Annotated in this window: 22 protein-coding genes; 14 read left to right on the forward strand and 8 right to left on the reverse strand. The window is 67.9% G+C overall.

Features of this window, described 5'->3' with window-relative positions; translation table 11 throughout:
• Window positions 1–101 precede the first annotated feature (101 nt).
• Window positions 102–1,112 carry an AraC family transcriptional regulator gene (locus tag C1924_RS11105; RefSeq protein ID WP_108765352.1) on the reverse strand — a complete coding sequence of 337 codons (1,011 nt, stop codon included), beginning with the start codon at window positions 1,110–1,112 and terminating at the stop codon, window positions 102–104.
• 170 nt (window positions 1,113–1,282) lie between these two features.
• Window positions 1,283–1,612, reverse strand: coding sequence for a hypothetical protein (locus C1924_RS20315; RefSeq protein ID WP_159094784.1), 330 nt, complete (start codon window positions 1,610–1,612; stop codon window positions 1,283–1,285).
• 164 nt (window positions 1,613–1,776) lie between these two features.
• Between C1924_RS20315 and C1924_RS11110 the strand changes: the two genes are divergently transcribed.
• The 13 genes from C1924_RS11110 to C1924_RS11170 all read left to right on the forward strand — a co-directional run bounded on the left by C1924_RS11110 (window position 1,777) and on the right by C1924_RS11170 (window position 14,330).
• Window positions 1,777–1,965, forward strand: a complete 189-nt coding sequence (locus C1924_RS11110) for a Flp family type IVb pilin (protein ID WP_108765353.1) — start codon at window positions 1,777–1,779, stop codon at window positions 1,963–1,965.
• Window positions 1,966–2,056: 91 nt separating this feature from the next.
• Window positions 2,057–2,602 (forward strand): prepilin peptidase, encoded by a 546-nt coding sequence (locus C1924_RS11115; RefSeq protein ID WP_108765354.1) that lies wholly within the window; start codon window positions 2,057–2,059, stop codon window positions 2,600–2,602.
• Window positions 2,599–3,087 (forward strand): TadE/TadG family type IV pilus assembly protein, encoded by a 489-nt coding sequence (locus C1924_RS11120; protein WP_108765355.1) that lies wholly within the window; start codon window positions 2,599–2,601, stop codon window positions 3,085–3,087. Before C1924_RS11115 ends, C1924_RS11120 begins: the two co-directional genes overlap by 4 nt.
• Before the next feature lie 24 nt (window positions 3,088–3,111).
• Complete coding sequence (cpaB, locus tag C1924_RS11125; protein WP_108765356.1) at window positions 3,112–4,149, forward strand: Flp pilus assembly protein CpaB; 1,038 nt, start codon at window positions 3,112–3,114, stop codon at window positions 4,147–4,149.
• Window positions 4,150–4,167: 18 nt separating this feature from the next.
• The gene (locus C1924_RS11130; RefSeq protein WP_108765357.1) at window positions 4,168–5,526 is read left to right on the forward strand and encodes a type II and III secretion system protein family protein; all 1,359 of its coding nucleotides are present in this window, start codon (window positions 4,168–4,170) and stop codon (window positions 5,524–5,526) included.
• A 24-nt stretch (window positions 5,527–5,550) separates the two neighbouring features.
• Window positions 5,551–6,804, forward strand: a complete 1,254-nt coding sequence (locus C1924_RS11135) for a fimbrial protein (protein WP_108765358.1) — start codon at window positions 5,551–5,553, stop codon at window positions 6,802–6,804.
• The gene (locus C1924_RS11140; RefSeq protein WP_108765359.1) at window positions 6,789–8,138 is read left to right on the forward strand and encodes a CpaF family protein; all 1,350 of its coding nucleotides are present in this window, start codon (window positions 6,789–6,791) and stop codon (window positions 8,136–8,138) included. The genes C1924_RS11135 and C1924_RS11140 overlap by 16 nt, the downstream gene beginning before the upstream one ends.
• Window positions 8,139–8,140: 2 nt before the next feature.
• Window positions 8,141–9,073 (forward strand): type II secretion system F family protein, encoded by a 933-nt coding sequence (locus C1924_RS11145; protein ID WP_108765360.1) that lies wholly within the window; start codon window positions 8,141–8,143, stop codon window positions 9,071–9,073.
• On the forward strand, window positions 9,070–9,999 hold the full coding sequence (locus C1924_RS11150) for a type II secretion system F family protein (protein ID WP_108765361.1): 930 nt from the start codon (window positions 9,070–9,072) through the stop codon (window positions 9,997–9,999). Before C1924_RS11145 ends, C1924_RS11150 begins: the two co-directional genes overlap by 4 nt.
• Before the next feature lie 5 nt (window positions 10,000–10,004).
• A complete protein-coding gene (locus tag C1924_RS11155; protein ID WP_108767037.1) occupies window positions 10,005–10,886 on the forward strand; it encodes a Flp pilus assembly protein TadD in 882 nt (293 codons plus the stop codon).
• Entirely contained in the window at window positions 10,883–11,371 is a 489-nt protein-coding gene (locus C1924_RS11160; protein WP_343125666.1) for a DUF3613 domain-containing protein, read from the forward strand. The genes C1924_RS11155 and C1924_RS11160 overlap by 4 nt, the downstream gene beginning before the upstream one ends.
• A 10-nt stretch (window positions 11,372–11,381) precedes the next feature.
• Window positions 11,382–13,526 carry a TadG family pilus assembly protein gene (locus C1924_RS11165; protein ID WP_108765362.1) on the forward strand — a complete coding sequence of 715 codons (2,145 nt, stop codon included), beginning with the start codon at window positions 11,382–11,384 and terminating at the stop codon, window positions 13,524–13,526.
• 99 nt (window positions 13,527–13,625) lie between these two features.
• Window positions 13,626–14,330 carry a DUF2968 domain-containing protein gene (locus tag C1924_RS11170; RefSeq protein ID WP_108765363.1) on the forward strand — a complete coding sequence of 235 codons (705 nt, stop codon included), beginning with the start codon at window positions 13,626–13,628 and terminating at the stop codon, window positions 14,328–14,330.
• Between the two features lie 48 nt (window positions 14,331–14,378).
• Here C1924_RS11170 and C1924_RS11175 read toward each other — a convergent pair whose 3' ends face one another.
• Window positions 14,379–14,789 (reverse strand): hypothetical protein, encoded by a 411-nt coding sequence (locus C1924_RS11175; RefSeq protein WP_108765364.1) that lies wholly within the window; start codon window positions 14,787–14,789, stop codon window positions 14,379–14,381.
• 202 nt (window positions 14,790–14,991) lie between these two features.
• On the opposite strand from C1924_RS11175, the gene C1924_RS11180 reads away from it, so the two are divergent.
• Entirely contained in the window at window positions 14,992–15,816 is an 825-nt protein-coding gene (locus C1924_RS11180; RefSeq protein ID WP_108765365.1) for an alpha/beta hydrolase, read from the forward strand.
• A 189-nt stretch (window positions 15,817–16,005) separates the two neighbouring features.
• Here the strand turns inward: C1924_RS11180 and C1924_RS11185 are convergent, their stop codons facing one another.
• From C1924_RS11185 to C1924_RS11205, 5 genes are all read right to left on the reverse strand, one after another.
• Window positions 16,006–17,853 carry an amidohydrolase gene (locus tag C1924_RS11185; RefSeq protein WP_174208992.1) on the reverse strand — a complete coding sequence of 616 codons (1,848 nt, stop codon included), beginning with the start codon at window positions 17,851–17,853 and terminating at the stop codon, window positions 16,006–16,008.
• A 119-nt stretch (window positions 17,854–17,972) separates the two neighbouring features.
• Entirely contained in the window at window positions 17,973–18,398 is a 426-nt protein-coding gene (locus tag C1924_RS11190) for a DoxX family membrane protein (RefSeq protein WP_108765367.1), read from the reverse strand.
• Window positions 18,399–18,400: 2 nt separating this feature from the next.
• Entirely contained in the window at window positions 18,401–19,057 is a 657-nt protein-coding gene (locus tag C1924_RS11195) for a hydrolase (protein ID WP_108765368.1), read from the reverse strand.
• Window positions 19,054–19,488 carry an AraC family transcriptional regulator gene (locus tag C1924_RS11200; protein WP_108765369.1) on the reverse strand — a complete coding sequence of 145 codons (435 nt, stop codon included), beginning with the start codon at window positions 19,486–19,488 and terminating at the stop codon, window positions 19,054–19,056. The genes C1924_RS11195 and C1924_RS11200 overlap by 4 nt, the downstream gene beginning before the upstream one ends.
• A 78-nt stretch (window positions 19,489–19,566) precedes the next feature.
• Entirely contained in the window at window positions 19,567–19,899 is a 333-nt protein-coding gene (locus tag C1924_RS11205; RefSeq protein ID WP_108765370.1) for a hypothetical protein, read from the reverse strand.
• Window positions 19,900–19,909 lie beyond the last annotated feature (10 nt).

A 19,909-nucleotide genomic window follows, 5' to 3' on the forward strand; every position in this document is an offset into this window, starting at 1 on the left:
GAGGGTGGCGGGGCACTTCATTCCGGCACGGCAATCGCGCATTCCGGCAAAGCCACGGGCGGATTCGGCAGGCGGATATGCAGAATCGGCAGCGCGGTGATTCAGGCCGGCTGGCCCATCTGCGCGGGCGAGCGCATCAAGGTGTCGCGCGGCAGTTCACCGAACACCTTGCGGTAGTTGTCGGCGAACCGGGAGAGATCCCACAGCCCGCAGCTGAGCGCGATGGCCTTGACCGAACGACGGCTGGAATCGGCCATCGACAGGCTGCGGCACGCCGCACACAAGCGCAGCATCGACAGGTAGCGGTTGGGTGACACGCCGAACAGATCCTCGAAGGCGTAGCGCAGGCCGCGCTCGCTGACGCCCGCCGCGTCACAGATTTCATTCATATAGATATTGCGTCGCAGGTTGAGACGCATGAAGTTCTCTGCCCGCTGCGCGATCAGGTAATGCGTCCGCCGCGCCCGCGTGAAGCCGGGGCGGTCGGCAGGGCCCGCCGCCAGCAACGCCTGGATATGCTCATGCAGCAGGCGGTCGGTTTCCTCCGGCTGCAACGCCATGCCCTGGCCCAGCTGCGTGTGCAGCTGCAGGTAGTGGTTGGCCAGCGCCTGGCTGTCAGCCGGAAGCTGCACCAGGCTCAGCGCCTGGCCTGCCGGTGGCGTGCTGCGCAGGCTCAGTTCGGTGAGCTTGCGCTGCACCCGCGCGACCGGCAGCAGCATGGCGGTGATCTGCGTGCCGGCACTGAGTGTGAACTCACTGATGCCTTCGGGCAGCACGGTGAACGACATGCCCGCCACCATCGGCACGCCATGGCACCAGCTCTGTACTTCATCGGTGGCCTGCACGAACCCGAGCATCGCCCAGTCCGGCGGCAGCATGAAGCGCCCGCGGCAGTGGAAACCGCAGGTGATGCTGCAGAACAGCGCTTCGTCGTGCACGCGCGAAGAGAAGGCCGCCTTCGGGCCGTTGCCATCCAGCAGCAGCAGTTCCACATCGCAGACGCGAAGCACACCGCTCAGCGTCGCCAGGTCGATCGACCGGAGTTCGCCGTCGTCGAGCTGGCCGCCTTCGATATCGCCCACCCCACCTTCCATGACAGTGTCGTCCCCCATGAGTCCGTATCCGCCGCCCCCACTGCCTGACAGGGCGCGCGCCGTAGTCCATTCAACGTGGCCATGCCCACCCCGCCTTAATACGGTTGGCCGCCACGCGGAGTTACCTGTTGCATCGGAGTATTGCCGCTAAAGCGGCGCTCGTAAACAGTGACGCACTGCGTTAACGATTAATGTTCAGCCTCGACGAACAGAGCGCGGAATGGCACGGAATTCGCATGCGGCGCTGGCTCTGTTTTATTTTCTCGATCTAAATGAACGGATTTGTCGGGTAACGTTTTTTCTTCACATGAACGGCCGATGTTCTTCACGGTAAAACGGCTTTCTGCCGAATTTGCATATTGATTGGACTTGCGACACCGCACCATTCGGGCAAGAGTCAAACCCATGGTGATCCGGCCATGCAACAACGGCCACGCCCAGGGGGAAACATGCAGACGCTCGCTACCAGCACACACGCGAGCCGCGGCAGGAAACCGCGCCGCAGCGGTCGCACGCACGCACTCCCCCGGGTTCCCGATCACGCACATTGACCATGGCGGGACTGTCCCGCCATGTCCCCCTGCCAGGAAGGCGGGGGTCCATGGATGGACCCGGCGGAGCCGGGCGCCCATTCAACCCGGGTAATACACGCACCGCTGACTGGTATAGGGAGACAACCGTCATGAACGCATCCATCCGCAAGTTCATTAATGAAGAAGATGGCGTGACCGCGCTGGAATATGGCCTGCTGGCGGCCGTTATTGCCGGCATCCTGGTCGTGGTCGGCAAGGAACAGATCACCACGTTCTTTACCTCGCTGTTCACCGCGCTGACCGAAACCGCCGAAAAGGCCACTACGGCCGCGGAGTAAGCCGCCATGCCGTCGATGGTTGCCTCCGTGCAACCTCGATGGCGGTTTCTGATTCACGTGTTTGTCCATTGATGGACGCTGAGGGTGTGGGATGACGCTACTGGGGCTGCTGGCGATGGGATTGAGCCTGCGCATCGCGATAAGCGATCTGTATGCCCGCCGTGTTCCCAATGCCTGGCTGGCTGGAGCGTGCGCGCTTGCCCTCCCGTTGATTGTCGCCGGCCAGTTTTCCGGCCCGCACCTGCCGTGGTGGGGGCACCTGCTGGGCGCCGCGCTGGGGCTGGCATCGCTGCTGCCTTTCTACGCGCTCGGCTGGATGGGCGCCGGTGACGTCAAGTTCTTTGCCGTGCTGGGCCTGCTGCTGGGCTGGAATGCCCTGCTGCCGATATGGATCACCGCAAGCCTGGTGGCAGGCCTGCATTCGGTACTGGTGATCAGCGCACGGCGGGTGGTGCCCTGGGTGTCGCCGCGCCTGCACCTGCACTGCGCACGCCTGAGCGCGCACTGGCAGGCCCGCCCGGCCATCCAGGACATGCGCCTCGCCCGCCAGGGACGCAAGGGCATCCCCTACGCCGCCTATCTGGCCTTCGCCGCCATCGGCTGGGTCCTGGCCTCGAACCAGGGAGTCGTGCCATGAGAATGATCAGTCGGCATCGCCAGCGCGGCGTGATCACGGTCGAGTACGCGCTCATGATGATGCTCGGATTCATTCCGCTGCTGATGCTCACCTTCTCGGGCGTGATGATCATGGCCGCACAGCAGACGCTGGCCACCGCATCGGCCGAAGGCGCACGCGCATCACTACGCTTTGGCAGCACGGCCGAGCGGCGCGTCGCCGCCTGTTCGGCCGCGCAGCGCTCGATGCAGTGGCTGCTGCACTTCTCGGGCCAGGACCCGGACTGCAGCTCGGCCAGCAACGCAGGCAGCGGCAGCGGCGCCATCGTGGTGTCGCCCCCCGCACCCTGCAGCGGTCTGGCCAGCGCGCAGTGCGTGACCGTCACGGTCAGCTACGACTATTCCAGCCACCCCTTCCTTCCCGGTACCGGCACGCTGTACGGCTGGGTGATGAAGGCCCCCATCCGCAGCGTTGCGGTCGCCCAGCTCGATCTCGGCAGCAACTGACGATCGGTTTCAGGAGATGGTTCCATGCTCAAGTTGACCCGCATCGCCGCCGTTGGCCTCATCGCCCTGGCCGTGCTGCTTGCCGTCGTCGCGTTCATGGTGGGCCGCAAGCCTGCCGCACCGGCCGCAGCGCCGATGGCCGCGTCCACCAGCGATGCCCACACCGTGACCGTGGTCGAGGCCGTTGCACGCCTGCCGGCCGGCGAGCCCATCCGCGCCGACGGGGTACGCCTGGCGCAGCGCAGGAGCGCCGAGCCCGGCGCCTCATCCGACCTTGCCTCGGTGCTGGGCAAGGTGCCGGTGCAGGACATCGCCGAGGGCACCACCGTCAGCCGCAGCCTGCTCGCCCAGGGTTTCTCGCTGCAGCTCCGCCCTGGCGAACGCGCGCTGGCGGTGCCGGTGGATGAGCTGGTAGGTGCGGGCAACCGCATCCTGCCCGGCGATTTCGTCGACGTGTTCCTCAACCTGCGCAGCGTCAACAACAGCGCCAGCGGCCAGCCCGAACTGGCGCAGACCCGGTTGCTGCTGTCGCGACTGCGGGTGCTGAGCTACGGGCAGCAGGACATTGCCGTGGATACCGCCACGGCTAGCACCGACGACGGCAGCGCGGCGCAGGGCAACGACCCGCGTGCAGCCGACATCACCGGCAGTTCCCGCGCGGGAAGCCGCAGCGACACCACCCAGCCCGCGCGCAGCGCCGTGCTGGCGGTGCCGGTGGACGAAGCCAACCGCCTGCTGCTGGGCGCCCAGCAGGGCAAGCTCTTCCTGGCACTGCGCAACCCGGCCGACGCCGGCCTGCCCGACGTTGCGCTGTTCCCGCAGGCACGCGGCGTACTGGATCCGGTGCGTGGGCTGGACAGCGAACAGCAGCAGGCGCTGCAGCGTCCGGAAAACAACGCCTATGCCGGCATCGACGGCGATGGACTGGCAGGCGCGGCAGCACGCGCGCGGCCGGTTGCCGATGCCAATCCGCGCCCGGCGGCACCGCGCCGTGCAGCGGCGCGCCCGGCCGGCATCGAAATCATCCGTGGCGACAGTGCAGCCCCCCGCGGTTCCCTTTGACCTGCCCCGAGAGCTTCCATGACCGTACATCGCTCGCAGCTTCGCCCAACCGTCCGCCAGCGCTGGCTGGCCCTGCTGCTGGTGCTGCTGGCACCCGGCACGGGCGTGGCGGCCGATGAGCTGGTGCTGCAGGCCCGCGAACAACGTCCGTGGACCCTGCCGGCCGACCTCGAACGCGTCGCCATCGCCGATCCGGGCGTGGCCGACGTGGTGATGCTGCGCGGCCAGCGCCAGGCGCTGCTGGTGGGCAAGGCGCCCGGCACGACCACCCTGCTGCTGTGGCACCGCAAGCAGAGCGAACCGCAGCGCCTGCAGGTCCGCGTGCAGAGCGCCGTGCAGGGCGCCGCCGACGCCGGCCGCAATGGTCTGGTGTTCACCCAGCAGGATCAGCAGGGCCTGCTGCAGGGAAGCAGCGACAGCATGTTGACCCACATGCAGGAACAGAAGACCGCCGCCATGGCACTGGGCAAGGAAGGCATGCTGGCCGACGCCTCCACCATCGCCAGTGGCGGCGTGGTGCAGGTGGAAGTGAAGGTGGTCGAATTCAACAAGACCGCGCTGAAGCAGATCGGCATCAGCTTCCAGAACCGCAACGGTGGCTTCGCCTACGGCTTTGCCCGCCCCGGCGGCATACTGCCGGGCAACACCGGCGTGCTGCCCGGCATGCAGGAAGGTGGCAGCAGCAACGAGGCCGAATCGCCCATTTCCTCGGCCTTCCGGCTGGTGTTCGGCTCCACCAAGGGCCTGTGGAATGCCGACGTCGACCTGCTGCAGAGCAATGGCATGGCCCGCGTACTGGCCGAGCCCACCCTGGTCGCCCTGTCCGGCCAGAGCGCAAGCTTCCTGGCCGGCGGCGAACTGCCGATCCTCGAACCGCAGGGCCTGGGCACCACCACCGTCACCTACAAGCCCTTCGGCATCGGCCTGACCGTCACCCCCACCGTGCTGTCGCCCAACCGCATCGCACTGAAGGTGGCACCGGAAGCCAGCGACCTGGACTACACCAACGCCATCGCCCTCAACGGCGTGCAGATTCCCTCGATCAGCACCCGCCGCGCCGATACCACGGTTGAGCTGGGTGACGGCGAAAGCTTCGTCATCGGCGGACTGGTCAGTTCAACGGTGGCGTCCACGGTCAACAAGATTCCGATGCTGGGCGACCTGCCGATCATCGGATCGTTCTTCCGCAATCTCGATTACAAACGCCAGGACAAGGAACTGGTGATCATCGTCACGCCGCGCCTGGTGCAACCGCTGGCGCGCAACACGGAACTGCCGCTGCCCGGCGACCGCGAATCGCGCCCGCACCTGCCCGAATGGGGTGCGTGGCTGCTGGGCCCTGTCAGCCAGGATCCGGTCCCCGGATTCTCGCGCTGATCCGATGCTGCGGACCCCACGCCCATGCCCTACGCCACCGCCCAGCCACTGCATGCTTCGGGACCACCGATGAACCTGGTCCTGTACAGCGCTGATCGCGAACTGCTGCCGCGGCTGGCGATACGGCTGCCGGCGTCGGCAGTGCTGCACTGGCAGGACAGCACCCAGCCCACCTCCGCGCAGGATCTGCAACGCGGTGCCAATGGGCTGGTGCTGCTCGACTTCCGCCCCGAGCACGCCGCCGCGTCCACGGTGCTGGCCGCACAGCTGCAGCAGACCCAGCCCGAACTGACCCTGGTGGCCGTGGGGGCCACCGGCCCGGCCCAGGTGGAGGGCGTCGTGCAGGCCCTCCGCGCGGGCCTGCGCGACGTGCTGGATCTGGACAGCGACAACGCCGGCATCGAGACCTCGATCCGCCGCGCGCTCTCGCCCCGCGCCGCCGCGCCGCAGCAGTCCCATCGGGCGCGCTTTGTCCTGCTGCTGGGGGTGCGTGCCGGTGTAGGCACCAGCACGCTTGCCGCCCACCTGGCCGTACTCGCGCAGCAGCAGCGCGGCCAGCCGGGTGACGATGCCGCAGGAACGGATGGGCTGCTGATGGAGCTGGCGCAGCCGGCGGGCGATCTGGCGCTTTACCTCAATCTGGACAGCCGCTTCCACTACGAAGACGCGCTGCGCAACGCCAGCCGAATCGACGCTACACTCGCGCGCACGGCGATGGCCCGGCACAGCAGCGGCTTGGTGCTGCTGGATCGCGCCAGCGGCAGCGACGCCGTGCCGCCGTCCGACCCGGGTGCCCTGCTGCAGCGGCTGCGCGGCGTGTTCACCAGCATCCTGTGTGATGCCGGCGGCTGCCCGTTGCGCCAGTTGCCGCCGCTGCTGCTGGAACAGGCCGACGAGATCTGGCTGGTGGCCGACACCGCCATCGCCACCCTGGTGTCGCTGGACCATGCCCTCAAGCACCTCAGCGGGCAGCGCGAGCGCGAGAGCCGGCTGCAGCTGGTGGTGAACCGCCAGGACGAACACAGCGGGCTCACCCCGGAACAGATCGCCCGCCGCTTTGAACTGCCCCTGCTGGCCACCCTGCCCGAGCGCCCACGCGTGCGGGCCGCAGCCAGCCACGGCCACCTGCTGCTGCAGGATGCTCCGCGCGATCCCTATCTGCGCGCCCTCGCCCCGCTGGTGGCGCGACTGGATCCGGGCGCATCCCCGGCTCTGGCGCCCGGCCTGCGGGAAAGACTTGCCCTTGCCCTGGGTGGAACACCATGGAAGACAAAGTGACCCTGTTCCCCAATGCCCTGGCGCGCGCCGTGCTGCCTGAAGCCGCACCGGCCAGCCCTCCGTTTGCGCAGACCGAGCAGTACCAGAAGGTGCTGTCGGCCGCGCACGAGCATCTGCTCAACAGCATTGAAGACGAACGGATCGACATTGATTCATGGGCACCGGACACCATCGCACGCTGGGTGCAGGTGCAGACCGTCAGTTTCATCCAGGAATGGCGCATCCCGATCAACGAGGAGGAGATGCAGGCCGTCGCCCAGGGGCTGGTGAAGGAACTCACCGGTTTTGGTCCCCTCGATGACCTGCTGCACGATCCCACCATCGAAGACATCCTCATCAACGGCTTCAAGGACGTGCATGTCTCGCAGGGCGGCATGCTGAGGCGTGCCACCCAGCGCTTCACCGACGATACCCATCTGCTGCGCATCCTGCGCCGCATCCTCGCCCCGATCGGGCGGCGGCTGGATGATTCCAATCCAATGGTGGACGCGCGCCTGCCGAACGGCGGCCGCCTCAACGCCATCATCTCGCCGCTGGCCGTGGATGGGCCGATGGTGTCCATCCGCAAGTTCCGCAAGGATCCCTTCACCCCGGACGAGCTGCTGGCCAAGGGCACCTTCGATGCGCCGATGCAGGCCCTCATCAAGGCGATGGTGCTGGGCCGCTGCAACATCCTCGTGTCCGGCGGCACCAGCTCGGGCAAGACCTCGCTGCTGAACGCACTCACCAGCTACGTGCCGGAGAGCGAGCGGGTCATCACCGTCGAAGACACCGCCGAGCTGTCGCTGAACCATCCGCACGTGGTGCGCCTGGAAAGCCGCGTCGGTGGCGCCGACGGCCATGGTGCGGTGGGCATCCGCGACCTGGTCCGCAACAGCCTGCGCATGCGCCCGGACCGCATCGTGGTGGGTGAGGTGCGTGGCGCGGAGGTGCTGGAAATGCTGCAGGCCATGAACACCGGCCACGACGGTTCGATGGCCACCATCCACGCCAACTCCCCGCGCGACTGCCTCTACCGCATCGAGATGCTGGCCGGCTTTGCCGGCTTCCAGGGCAGCGAGGACAGCCTGCGCCGGCAGATTGCCAGCGCGATCGACTTCATCGTGCAGATCGCGCGACTGGGCAATGGCCGTCGCGTGCTGGTGTCGATCACCGAGATCACCGGGGTCAGCGACAACCTGATCACCACCCAGGAAATGTTCCGCCACGAAATGCAGGTCGATGCGAACGGGAATGAGATCAACCGCTGGATCGGCCTGGGCTTCCAGCCGCACTCGCGCAAGCTCGAACCCTTCCGCCAGCAACTGCGTGATTCGCTGTACGGAGACTACTGACGATGGGCATCGCCACGCTCCTGCTGCTGAGCATCGTCGCCGTGCTGCTGGCTGCCGCCGTGTGGCTGTGGGGCACCGCGATCGGCCGCGAACAGCGCCAGGCCTCGCTGCAGCACGCCGAACAGCAGCTTGGCCGGGGCGGCAGTGCGCCCCTGCCGGCAAGCGATCCCGCCCGGGCCACACCGGCCTCCGCCAAACGCAGCCTGCCCTGGGATGCACTCCTGCAGCGCGCAGGCTTGCAGCCGGGCTGGAAGCTGCCGCTGCTGCTGCTCGTGCCGGGTATCGCGCTGTCCGCCGTCGCCGTGCTGCGCATGGGCACGCTGTGGATGTTCCCGCTCACCCTGGGCCTGTACCTGCTCGCCTGCGGCCTGTGGATCGTCCGCCGCACCACCCGCCTGCGGGCGCGCCTGCTGCACCAGCTGCCCGACTTCCTCGACAACCTGGTACGCCTGACCGCGCTCGGCAACAGCCTGCAGATGGCGTTCCAGACCGCGTCGGTACAGACCACCGCACCCCTGCGCGACATGCTCGACACCACCGTGCGCTATGCACGCAGCGGCATGGACCTGGACCGGGCGCTGGGCATGGCCGCACAGCCCTACCAGATGGATGTGCTGAAGGTGCTGGCCGTGGTCATCGGTGTCAGCGTGCGCATCGGTGGCAGCTCCGACCAGATCCTGCAGCGCATGGGCGACTTCATGCGCGATCTGGAACAGGCGCAGCAGGAACTGGCAGCGACCACCTCCGAAACCCGCATGTCCGCCTGGGTGCTGGGCCTGCTGCCCCCCATCAGCGCCGTGCTGATGGCCATCAGCAGCCCCGATTTCTTCCAGCCCGTGCTGCACGATCCGCTGGGCCACAAAGTGCTGCTGATCGCGCTCGCCCTGGAACTGGTCGGTGGCTTCCTGCTGTATCGACTGGCGCGCTCGCTATGACCGCCGCCACGTGGTGGATGCTGGCCCTGCTGGTGCTTGCTGCCGGTGTGGCCCTGCTTGGCCTGGCAGGCTGGGTGCGCGGCAGCCGCGAAGCGCGCACCACCGCCACCCTGCAGACCGCCCTGCGCCCGCGCGAGGCCGCTTCCGCCGAACCCGCACCGGCGCGTGATTCGTTCGGTTGGCTGCAGCAGTTCGGCCAGGCGTTTGCCGGCGGCCGCCTAGAGGCCGCGCTGCTGGCCAGCGAAGATCGCCTGCTGCTGGATCTGGCCGGCTGGAACACGCGCCGTGGCACGGCCATCTACCTCGCGCTGCGCCTGCTGCTGGCCGTGCTGGTGCTGGTGGCCGCGCTGGCGATGAGCGACTCCACCGGGCTGTCCCGCTTCATGGTGGTGATCGGCGCACTCGCCGCTGGCCTGCTGCTGCCCAAGTTCGTCCTGTCCAGCTGGGTGGCACGGCGGCGCAAGGCGGTGTCCAACGAACTGCCCCTGCTGATCGACCTGCTGCGCCTGTTGCAGGGCGTGGGCTTCAGCATGGACCAGAGCCTGCAGACGCTGGGCGACAAACTGCGCGATGCGCTGCCGGTGCTGGGCCGCGAGATCCAGGAGGCGAACGCGGCCTATTCGCTGGGCCGCACGCGCGCGCAGTCGCTGCGTCGCCTCAGTGAGGTGTATGGCGATGATGACCTGTCCAGCCTCGTGCAGCTGATCCTGCAGGTGCATGCCCATGGCGGCGCCGTGCAGGAGCCCCTGCGGCAGTTCAGCGTGCGCCTGCGCGAACAGCGCCGCAATACGCTGAAGGAAAAGGTCGGAAAGCTCTCGGTGAAGATGACCGTGGTGATGATGCTGACCTTGTTGCCGGCGTTGATGCTGGTGCTCGCCGGTCCGGCGCTGGTGGCGCTGGCCAATACCTTGACCAAGATGGGATGAACACCATGGCCGCGTTCCGCCCCGCCTATCTGTTGTGTGCCCTGGCCGTGCTGGCCGGCTGCGCCTCGACCACGCCGGCCTACCGGCAGGGCCCGAGCCTGGCCGAACCCACACCCGCACCGCAGGACAGCCGCAATACCTACCTGGAGCTGATCGCGCGCATGCAGCAGCAGGGCGCCTGGTATGCATCGCTGGCGCATGTGGATGCCTACCGCCAGCGCTTCGGCGATGCGCCCGCGCTGCGGCTGTTGCAGGCCGACGCGCTGCGCGAGACCGGCCAGGCCGATGCGGCTGCCGACCTGTATCGCAGCCTCGATTCCGGCGCACAGGCCGCTGCGGCTGCCCATGGGCTGGGGCTCATCGCCGCACGCCGCAACGATGATGCCGCCAGCGAGCTTGCGCTGGCGCGCGCTACCCGCCTGCAGCCGTTGAACACCGATTACCTCGGTGATCTCGGCTATGCACGCCTGCGCGCCGGCCAGTTGGAGCAGGCACGCGAACCGCTGGCCAAGGCCCTTGAGCTGCAGCCCGGCAATGCCAAAGCCACCGCCAACCTGGCCCTGTGGGCGGTGCTGCGCGGTGATGCGGCGACGGCCGAGCGTCTCGCCACGCAGGCGCAGCTCAGCCCGGAGGTACAGCGCAGCATCAGCGAACAGGCGCAGCAGATCCGCACCCGTTGGCAGCAGCGTGACGCCGCACGCAGCGCGCCGGCCGCCACACCCGTTGCGGCGGCACGCGCACCGATGCCCACCCGTGTTGCCGTCCCCGGACGCATCGCCGCAGAAACGCCCCGCGAGGAACGCAATGATCGCCTCGTCCCGCGCCTGGCGCCGTCCATGCTTGAACGCTTCGGCAGTGCCGACCACCCCAACGGGAACACGCCATGATGACCTCTGCTTTGCTGCGCCACCCCCGCCTGGCCCTGGGCGCTGCCTGCCTGCTGTGGGCCTCCGCCAGCGCCGCGCAGTCGCCGCAGCCGCCACTGACCGGGCAGATGATGGGCGGCCCCCTGCCCGCAGCACCCGCACCCGCACCCGCACCGGTACAGGCGCCCGCTGCGGCTGAGCCTCTCACCACCGTCGATCTGACTGTTCCGGCTGTGTCCACGGCAAGCACGGCCACCATCACCCAGGCAGCATCGGTCACGTCTGCCAGCGCTGCGCCCCTGGTGCCGACGGGCAACGGCGCGACCGTGCGCCATCTGTTCCAGCTCCAGGCGTCCGGTACGCGGGCCGGTGCCCGACTGCCGATCCTCGGCGACCAGGCCACGGCCAGCTATGCGCGCTACCTGAAGAGCTTCGAGCACGAGATTCCGGAGTTCTTCGAGACCGACGTGACGCCCGGCTCCGGCACGTCCGGATCCGGACGCTGAGGAAACGACCATGAACCGCCCGCCGCGTACCATCGCCTTCCACCAACGGGGTGGCATGTCGGTCACCATGATGCTGGTGATGGCCGGGCTGGTGACCATGCTCGGCCTGGTGGAAGTGGGCTATCTGCTCTGGGCCAAACGGGACGCGCAGAAGGTGGCCGATCTGGCCGCACTGGCCGGGGCGCAGCGCCTGGACCTGTGCACCGAAAGCAACGCCGACAATGCCGCCGCGCGCCAGAACGCCCTGCGCGAAAACGGGTTCGGCGGCCAACTGGACGTCCGCTGCGGCAACTGGAACGCCAGCCACGCCAGCGCCGACCACTTCATCGGCAGCGTCAGCGCAGAGAACCCCCGCAATGCAGTGAAAGTGGTGGCCCAGCGCAGCGTGCTGCCGTTCTTCGGCGCCAATGCGCAGCTGCCGACGGTCAGCGCGCAGGCCGTGGCCAAGCGCACCGCGCCCTCAGCGGTGTTCGGGGTGGGCTCGCAGCTGCTGCGCGGCAACGGCAATTCGCCGCTGATGGCCACGCTGCGCCTGGTCGGCCTGGATGTGAGCAACGCCACGGTGCTGTCCTACGATGGTCTCGCCCAGGTCAGCGTGACGCCGTCGGGCCTGCTGCAGGCACTTGGCCTGCCGGTCGAAGCCAACCTGAGTGTGGCCGACTTCAACCGCCTGCTGTCGGTCAACAAGATTTCACTGGCACAGCTGCTCGATGCCACCGCCGTCGTGGTCGGCCGTGACAGCGCCGTGGCCGCGCAGCTGCGTGCGCTGGGCAGCCTGGTGTCCACCGGCCTGGACATCAACCAGGCCAACATCACCCTGGGCAGTGCAGCCGGGGGCGGCGGACTGTTTGCCGAGGTCATCGCGCCGGATGGCAGCATCGGCAGTGCACTGGAATCGAAGATCAACGTGCTGGACCTGCTCAACACCGGCATTGCCATCGCCAACGACAACAACGGCGTGCAGATACCCGGCCTCAACCTGCTGGGCATCGAAGTGAAGGCCGGGGTGATCGAACCGCCCTCGATCGCCATCGGCGGCGTTGGCGCGCGCGCGTACAACGCCCAGGTCCGCCTGATGGTGGACGTCGACAGCAACCGCGTGCCGGCCGTCGGCGCATTGCTGTCGATCCTGGGCACCCGCCTGCACCTGCCGCTGCACGTGGACGTGACCAACGCGATGGGGACGCTGGCCTCCATCCAGTGCGGCGCCACGCCACCCACCGCCACCGTGCAGGTGGACTCCTCCGTGCTGCGCGCCTGCGTCGGTACCGTCAACGCGGCCGACATCTTCTCGAAGAACAACGTGTGCGATGCAACGCTGCAGAACGCGCAGCTGCTGACATTGCTCGGCCAGCCGGTGATCAACAACAAGATCACCCTGCCGGCGTTGACCGACACCCAGAGCCTGACCCTGGCCGCCGGCCAGACCGGTTCCACCCGCATCAATCCGCTGGCGCTGGGCGATACCGTGTCCAACCTGGTCAACGAGCTGCTGCGCGTGCTGTCGGGCATGCTCAGCAGTTCCCAGGGCAACGCCAAGCAGGCCGCCACCGCCCTTGCCGACCGCTACCTGGCCGCCGCCCATCCCACGGGCGGGCGCTACAACGTCGACAACGTCATCCCGCTGCTGCGCGATGGCAATACAGCACAGAACCTCGCGCCGCTGGGCAACTGGACCGTCACCAACGGCGTGCCCAAGCCCTGCCTGCTCGGCCTGACCACGTGCTGGGAGGATGGCTCGGTGTGGACCGGCTACCGCACCGCCGTGACCGGGCAAGGCCTGGGCCTGCTCGATGGTGCACTGGGTGCGCTGCTGGGCGGCCTGCTGATCAACCGCTGTGACAGCCTCATCAGCAACCTGCTCAACTACAACAACTGCGTCCGTGACAATCTTGCCTCGTACATCCAGACCAAGCCGGGTGGCTTCAATGACCCTGGTGCCGGTGGCGGGGTGACCGGGCCGGGATCAACGGTCAGCTGCTCGGGCCTGCTGTGCACGGTGCTGACCCCGATCCTCGCCGCGCTCAAGCCCGTACTCAACAGCGTCGGCGCACTGCTGACCAACCTGCTGGCCGACCTGCTCGGCCTGGAACTGGGCCGTACCGACGTCAGCATGCAATCGATCCAGTGCAATGCCGCCCAGCTGGTGTACTAGTCCCTGCCCGATGCGGTTGGCGTCTGCTGCACCCATGCTAGACTCGCGGCGGGGAACCACATTCATTTCAACCACACTTCGTTCGTGGATGGTCTAGACATGCGAGAAACTTCAGGGGGCACCGTCTTCGCCCGGTATCCGCGCGGCGCGGCACTGCTGGCCATGGCCATGATCCTGGTGGCACCGTCGGCACTGGCAGCACGCGGCGACCGCGAAGCGGCGGCCGAACCGGTCCGCAGCGGGCCGGTGGTACGCAACACGGTTGACGAACTCAAGCAGTTGATGGACGCGAACCAGCTCACCGAGCTGCGCACCACCTACAACGGCAACTACGGTGCCAGCCTGCTGTTCAATGCCAGCACCCTGACCTATTACGTGGCGCTGTTCCAGGAGAAGAACTTCTGGCGCGTCATCAAGACCGATGCGGTCGACAACGCCGAGCGCGTCTACCGCACCTTCGTGCAGCAGACCGAGCAGCTGGCCCAGGTCTACATCGACACCACGCGCCTGGAAGCCGGCAAGCGCTACACCGAACGCCTGGTGTCGTACAACGAAGAACGCCTGCGCACCCTGCAGCAGGAAATGGAACAGCAGCAGGCGCAGTCGGCCCAGGTCAGCGCGTCCCTGCAGCAGGCCCAGCAGCAGGCGGTCAGCCTGAGCACCGATGTGCAGAGCACCAACAACCAGCTGGACGCACTGCAGCGCCGCATCCAGATCCTGCAGGCCGAACAGGGCAACCCGGAACTGAGCCTGCCCAGGGCGGACGCCTCCGGCGCACCGGCCGCGGCCAGCGACGGCAACTGAGCCCCGCACCGCACGCACGCAACGGCACCTTCGGGTGCCGTTGTTGTTTCAGGGCGGCTGACAGGCCAGGTGCAGGGCGTCATCCAGCTGCCGCCGCTGCAGGTAGTCCAGGCGACCTGCCTGGGTCATCCTCCGCGCCTTCGCGCGCCGCGCCTGCTCGCAGCCGGCGGGATCGCGCGCAAGGGGAATCAGTGCGCCCGCCGCACGACCCCCACGCCTGCGCGGGATCGTGCCTGCCGCGCGACCTGCCCGCGCCGCGCGGGCCGGTGCCGCCTCGACATTACCGCGTGCGCGTGCCGCCTCGGCCGGCACGTCCCAGCGCCATTCGGCACGGCCCTGGCAGGGCGTCTGCTGGTAGACCGGGTGCGGTCCATCCACGCATTTGTAGACATGCGTCTGCGCCAGCGCCGCACCCGCCAGCAGCCACCCTGCGATTCCTCCCGACAGCTTTCGTTTCATGCAGCACCCTCCCTGGCAGAGCAGGCATCGTGGCCAGCATCGACGGCAGACCGCCAGAGCGAAGTACGTCATCCCGGCCGATCACCGCCGACACTGCATCGGGCACAGGCGTGCAAGCCGCACGCGGGCGGCTGCGCTGTACTGCGGGTACGCCGGCAGCGTTGCCGCCGGTGCCTACCCCCTACCGCCAGAGGAACCTGCAATGAGCAACTTCGTTACCGTCAAAGACGGCGCCCGCATCTTCTACAAGGATTGGGGCACGGGCCAGCCGATCGTCTTCGCCCATGGCTGGCCGCTGTCGTCCGACGCCTGGGATCCGCAGATGCTGTTCATGGGCCAGAACGGCTACCGGGTAATCGCGCATGACCGCCGCAGCCACGGCCGCTCCACCCAGACCTGGGACAACAACAACATGGACACCTACGCCGACGATCTGGCGGCGGTGATCGAAGCCCTCGACCTGAAGGACGCCATCCTGGTCGGCCATTCCACCGGTGGTGGCGAAGTGGCGCACTACATCGGCCGTCACGGCAGCGCGCGCGTGGCCAAGGTGGTGCTGGTCGGCGCCGTGCCGCCGCTGATGCTGAAGACCGACGCGAACCCGGCCGGCACCCCGCTGGAAGTGTTCGACGGCATCCGCAAGGGCACCGGCGGTGACCGTTCGCAGTTCTTCAAGGACCTGACCACGCCGTTCTTCGGCGCCAACCGCGATGGCAACAGCGTCACCCAGGGCATGCGTGATTCGTTCTGGGTGCAGGGCATGCTGGGCGGCGTCAAGGGCCAGTACGACTGCGTGCACGAGTTCTCGGAAGTGGACTACACCGAAGACCTGAAGAAGATCGACGTGCCGGCGCTGGTGGTGCATGGCGATGACGACCAGATCGTGCCGTTCGACGCCTCGGCCAAGCCGTCCTCCCAGATCATCAAGGATGCCGAACTGAAGGTCTATGCCGGCGCCCCGCACGGCCTGACCGTCACCCACGCCGACCAGTTCAACGCCGACCTGCTGGCATTCGCCCGCAAGTAACCCCCACCGCTGGCCGGCATCCCATCACGGTAGTGCCGGCCGCTGGCCGGCAGATCCCGCAGCCGGCCAGCGGCCGGCTCTACCATGACGATCGGCATCCTACGCAGCCGGCCAGCGGCCGGCTCTACCACGACGATCGGCATCCCGCGCAGCCGGCCAACGGCCGGCTCTACCCCGCTGCCACAGCGCTCAGAACGCGAAGCACGAACACCCCATCGCGCCCCAGAACGCGGTCAGGTCATCGGTCGGTGCCGCGTGCTGCGCAGCATGCCCGTGTGCGCCGTGCGTACTGCAGGCCACGCCGTGGTGGTGGCGATGCGCGGCGGCCAGGCCGGTGGCGGCGCCGCCCACGTGGTAGCCACCAAACCTGTTGACCGGCGACCAGTCCGGCATCGCCGGCGGCAGCTGCGGGGCCAGGCCGGCGTAATCACCGTCGGCATGCACAATGCGGCCTCCGACCACGGTCAGCAGGCTGGTGATGTCCGCAATCTGCGCATCATCGACGCGGAAGAAATCGGCCGACAGCAGGATGAAGTCCGCCAGCTGGCCAACCTTCAGCGTCCCCTTCACCGCCTCATCGCCCGAGAACCAGGCACTGCCCTGCGTCCACAGGCGCAGCGCCTGCTCACGCTCCAGCAGGTTTTCTTCGCCATACAGGGCCAGGCCGCCGACAGTACGTCCGGTCACCAGCCACGACAGCGCCACCCACGGGTTGTAGCTGGCCACACGGGTTGCATCGGTGCCGGCGCCCACCGGCACGCCTTCGGACAGCATGCGCTTGACCGGCGGCGTATGCCGCGCTGCCTGCACGCCGTAGCGCTCGACGAACGCCTCGCCCTGGTACGCCATGCGGTGCTGCACGGCAATGCCGCCGCCCAGCGCGCGGATGCGCTCGATGTTGCGCGGGGTGATGGTCTCGGCGTGGTCGATGAACCAGTGCAGGCCATCGAACGGCACCTCGCGGTTGACCTGCTCGTACACATCCAGGATGCGGGTGATGCTTTCATCGTAGGTGGCGTGGATGCGGAACGGCCAACGCTTCTCGACCAGCAGCTTCACCACGTCGTGCAGTTCCGGCTCCAGTTCCGGCGGCAGTTCCGGGCGTGGCTCGCTGAACAGCTCGAAGTCGGCCGCGGAAAACACCAGCATTTCGCCCGCGCCATTGTGGCGCAGCAGGTCATCGCCCTGGCGCGGCTGCAGGATCTCGCTCCATCCCCGGAAGTCGTTGACCTCGCTGCCCTTGTTCTGGGTGAACAGGTTGTAGGCGATGCGCACCGTCAGCTGGTCATCGCGATGCAGCTGCTCGATGACCTGGTAATCCTCGGGGTAGTTCTGGAAGCCACCACCGGCATCGATCACCGAGGTGATGCCCAGCCGGTTCAACTCGCGCATGAAGTGGCGGGTGGAATTGGCCTGGTATTCGATCGGCAGACGCGGGCCCTTGGCCAGCGTCGCGTACAGGATCAGCGCATTGGGCTTGGCCAGCAGCAGGCCGGTCGGGTTGCCCAGCGAATCGCGGACGATCTGCCCACCGGGCGGATCAGGGGTTTCCTTGGTGTAGCCACAGGCACGCAGCGCGGCACGGTTGAGCAGCGCGCGGTCGTACAGATGCAGCAGGAATACCGGCGTATCCGGCGCGATGTCGTTCAACTCCTGCAGCGTTGGCAGGCGCTTTTCGGTGAACTGCGCAGCGGTGAACCCACCCACCACGCGCACCCACTGCGGTGCCGGCGTGCGATCGACCTGGGCCTTCAGCATGGCCATCGCATCGGCCAGCGAACGCAGGCCATCCCAGCGCAGTTCCAGGTTGTAGTTCAGGCCACCACGGATCAGGTGGGTATGGCTGTCGTTGAGGCCCGGCACCAGTCGCTTGCCCTGTGCATCCAGGAGGGTGGCCTCGTTGCCCCAATCGCGCATGATCTGTTCGTCGCTGCCGACAGCGGCGATACGGCCGTTCTGCACAACCAGCGCCTGCGCGTGCGGCTGCTGCGGGTCCAGGGTGGTGATGCGGGCGTTTCTGATGACCAGCGTGCTCATGCGACGCTCCTTCGGCGTGGAATCGTGGGCCTCGGCCGCACCGCCGGCCAGCGCCGGTGCCAGGTCGGCACCGCTGGCCGGCACGACGTGGGGTCGGCCGTGGTCGAGGGGGAATGAAGTCATGCGATGTTCCCGGCCAGGGCAAGGCCGTCCAGCGCCCAGGCACCCGGGCCGGCCAGGGCGATCGCCAGCAGTGCCAGGGTCCACATCACCGGGTATTCGGTGCCGCCACGCATCCAGAACCAGCCTTTGGGCAGGGCCAGCAATGCGGTGAAGGCAATGAACGCGGCCGCGAGCAGCGCGGCGAAGCGGGTCTGCCAACCCAGCAGCACGGCCAGGCCGGAAGCCACCTGCAGCAGCGCCAGCACCAGCGGCAGCGGTGCCGTGGCCGGCAGACCGAAACCGCGAAGTTCGCCGGCAAACCCGGCCAGACCGGGTCCGCCGAACCAGCCGAACAGCTTGCCCAGCGCGTGCGGCAACAGGAATCCCCCTGCTGCCACGCGCAGGATCAGCAGGGCCAGGTCGAGGCCGTGCCCACTGCCCATGTTCAGTGGCCGCCTTCCTGCGCGCCGAACATGGTCTTGGCGTACTGGATGCCGATGCCGTAGCCGCCGGCATGGTCACGGGCGATGCCGGTGGTCAGGCCGTAGGTCTCGCCACGTGCCCAGTCGCGCTGCAGTTCCAGCAGGTACTGCACGCTGGTGATCGGGCGCGCACCGGCCTGCACCATGCGGGTGATCGCACGCTCGTGTGCTTCGTCGCTCACGTCGCCGCAGGCATCGGTGATCACATAGACCTCGAAGCCCTGTTCCAGCGCCGACAGGGTCGGGCCGACGATGCACACGCTGGTCCACAGGCCTGCCAGCACCAGGCGACGCTTGCCGATGCGGTTGATCTCATCGATCACCGGCTGGTCTTCCCAGGTGTTCATCGAGGTGCGGTCGAATACGGTCTGGCCGGGGAAGATCTGCGGCAGTTCCGGAAACATCGGGCCGGAGAACGAGGTCTCGGCCACGGTGGTCAGCACCACCGGCACGTTGAAGCCCTTGGCGCTCTTGCTGATCAGCGAGATGTTGTTACGCAGCGCGGAGATGTCGATGGTGTGGGTGGCAAAGGCCATCTGCGACTGGAAGTCGATCAGCACCAGGGCGTGGTCGGTCGGAGACAGCAGGCTCTTGGCGGGGGTAGCGGTGGCAGCGTTCATGGAAAGGTTCCAGTAGTGGGCGGGACAGCCGAAGTGGGATGGTCAGGAGGAAGGCGCAGCGCGGCATCGCCCGCCAGGTACTCGGCCGGGCTGCAGCCGGTCTCGGCGCGGAAGCTGCGCACGAAATGGCTCTGGTCGAAGAAGCCTAGGCGCTGCGCAAGATGGGACATCGATTGATCCCCGGCCGGAAGCAACTGCCGCGCACGTTCAATGCGGCGACGGCGCAGGTAGCGCAGCGGGCTGGCACCGGTACCGGTGCGGAACAGCCGTACCAGGTGGAAACGGCTCACGCACGCTACTTCGGCCAGCTCGGTCACCCGCAGTGGCTGCGACAGGTGCGCGTCGATGTAGTGCAGTGCGCGCTGCAGGGCCGCCGCCTGGTGTGGGGCCAACGCGGCGACAGGGGCAACGGGCGCTGAAACTTCGGCCATGACAAAGCACCGCGACGGGGTGTCCCATGGTGCGGGGGCCGGCGCCAGTGCCCTACCCCCGTCGGTCGTGGCGGCCACTCACCCATTCGGGGGAGGACGCCGCCCCAGCAACCGCCGACCGAACTGCCGCGCATCCAGCGAATAAGCACCCGGACCCAGCAGCAGCAACGTCGGTGGCAGCGCCAGCAACGGCCACGGCGCGCCCTGCAGCCACAGCCCGGCGCACGCCAGCACGGCCGACAGCGGGGTCAGCCAGCCCAGGACCAACAGCGCCACGCCCAGCGCGCACAGCACCGCCACACCGCCTTGATGCAGGCCCGGCGCAGCCAAGGCAGCGGCCAGGCACAGCCGCAACCAGAGCAGCCCCAGGCCGGGCCCACGATCGGGAAACATCACGAACAGACGCTGCATCCTCGGCCTC

Origin of the sequence: Stenotrophomonas sp. ESTM1D_MKCIP4_1 (genome assembly GCF_003086895.1) — a bacterium.
GTDB lineage: Bacteria > Pseudomonadota > Gammaproteobacteria > Xanthomonadales > Xanthomonadaceae > Stenotrophomonas.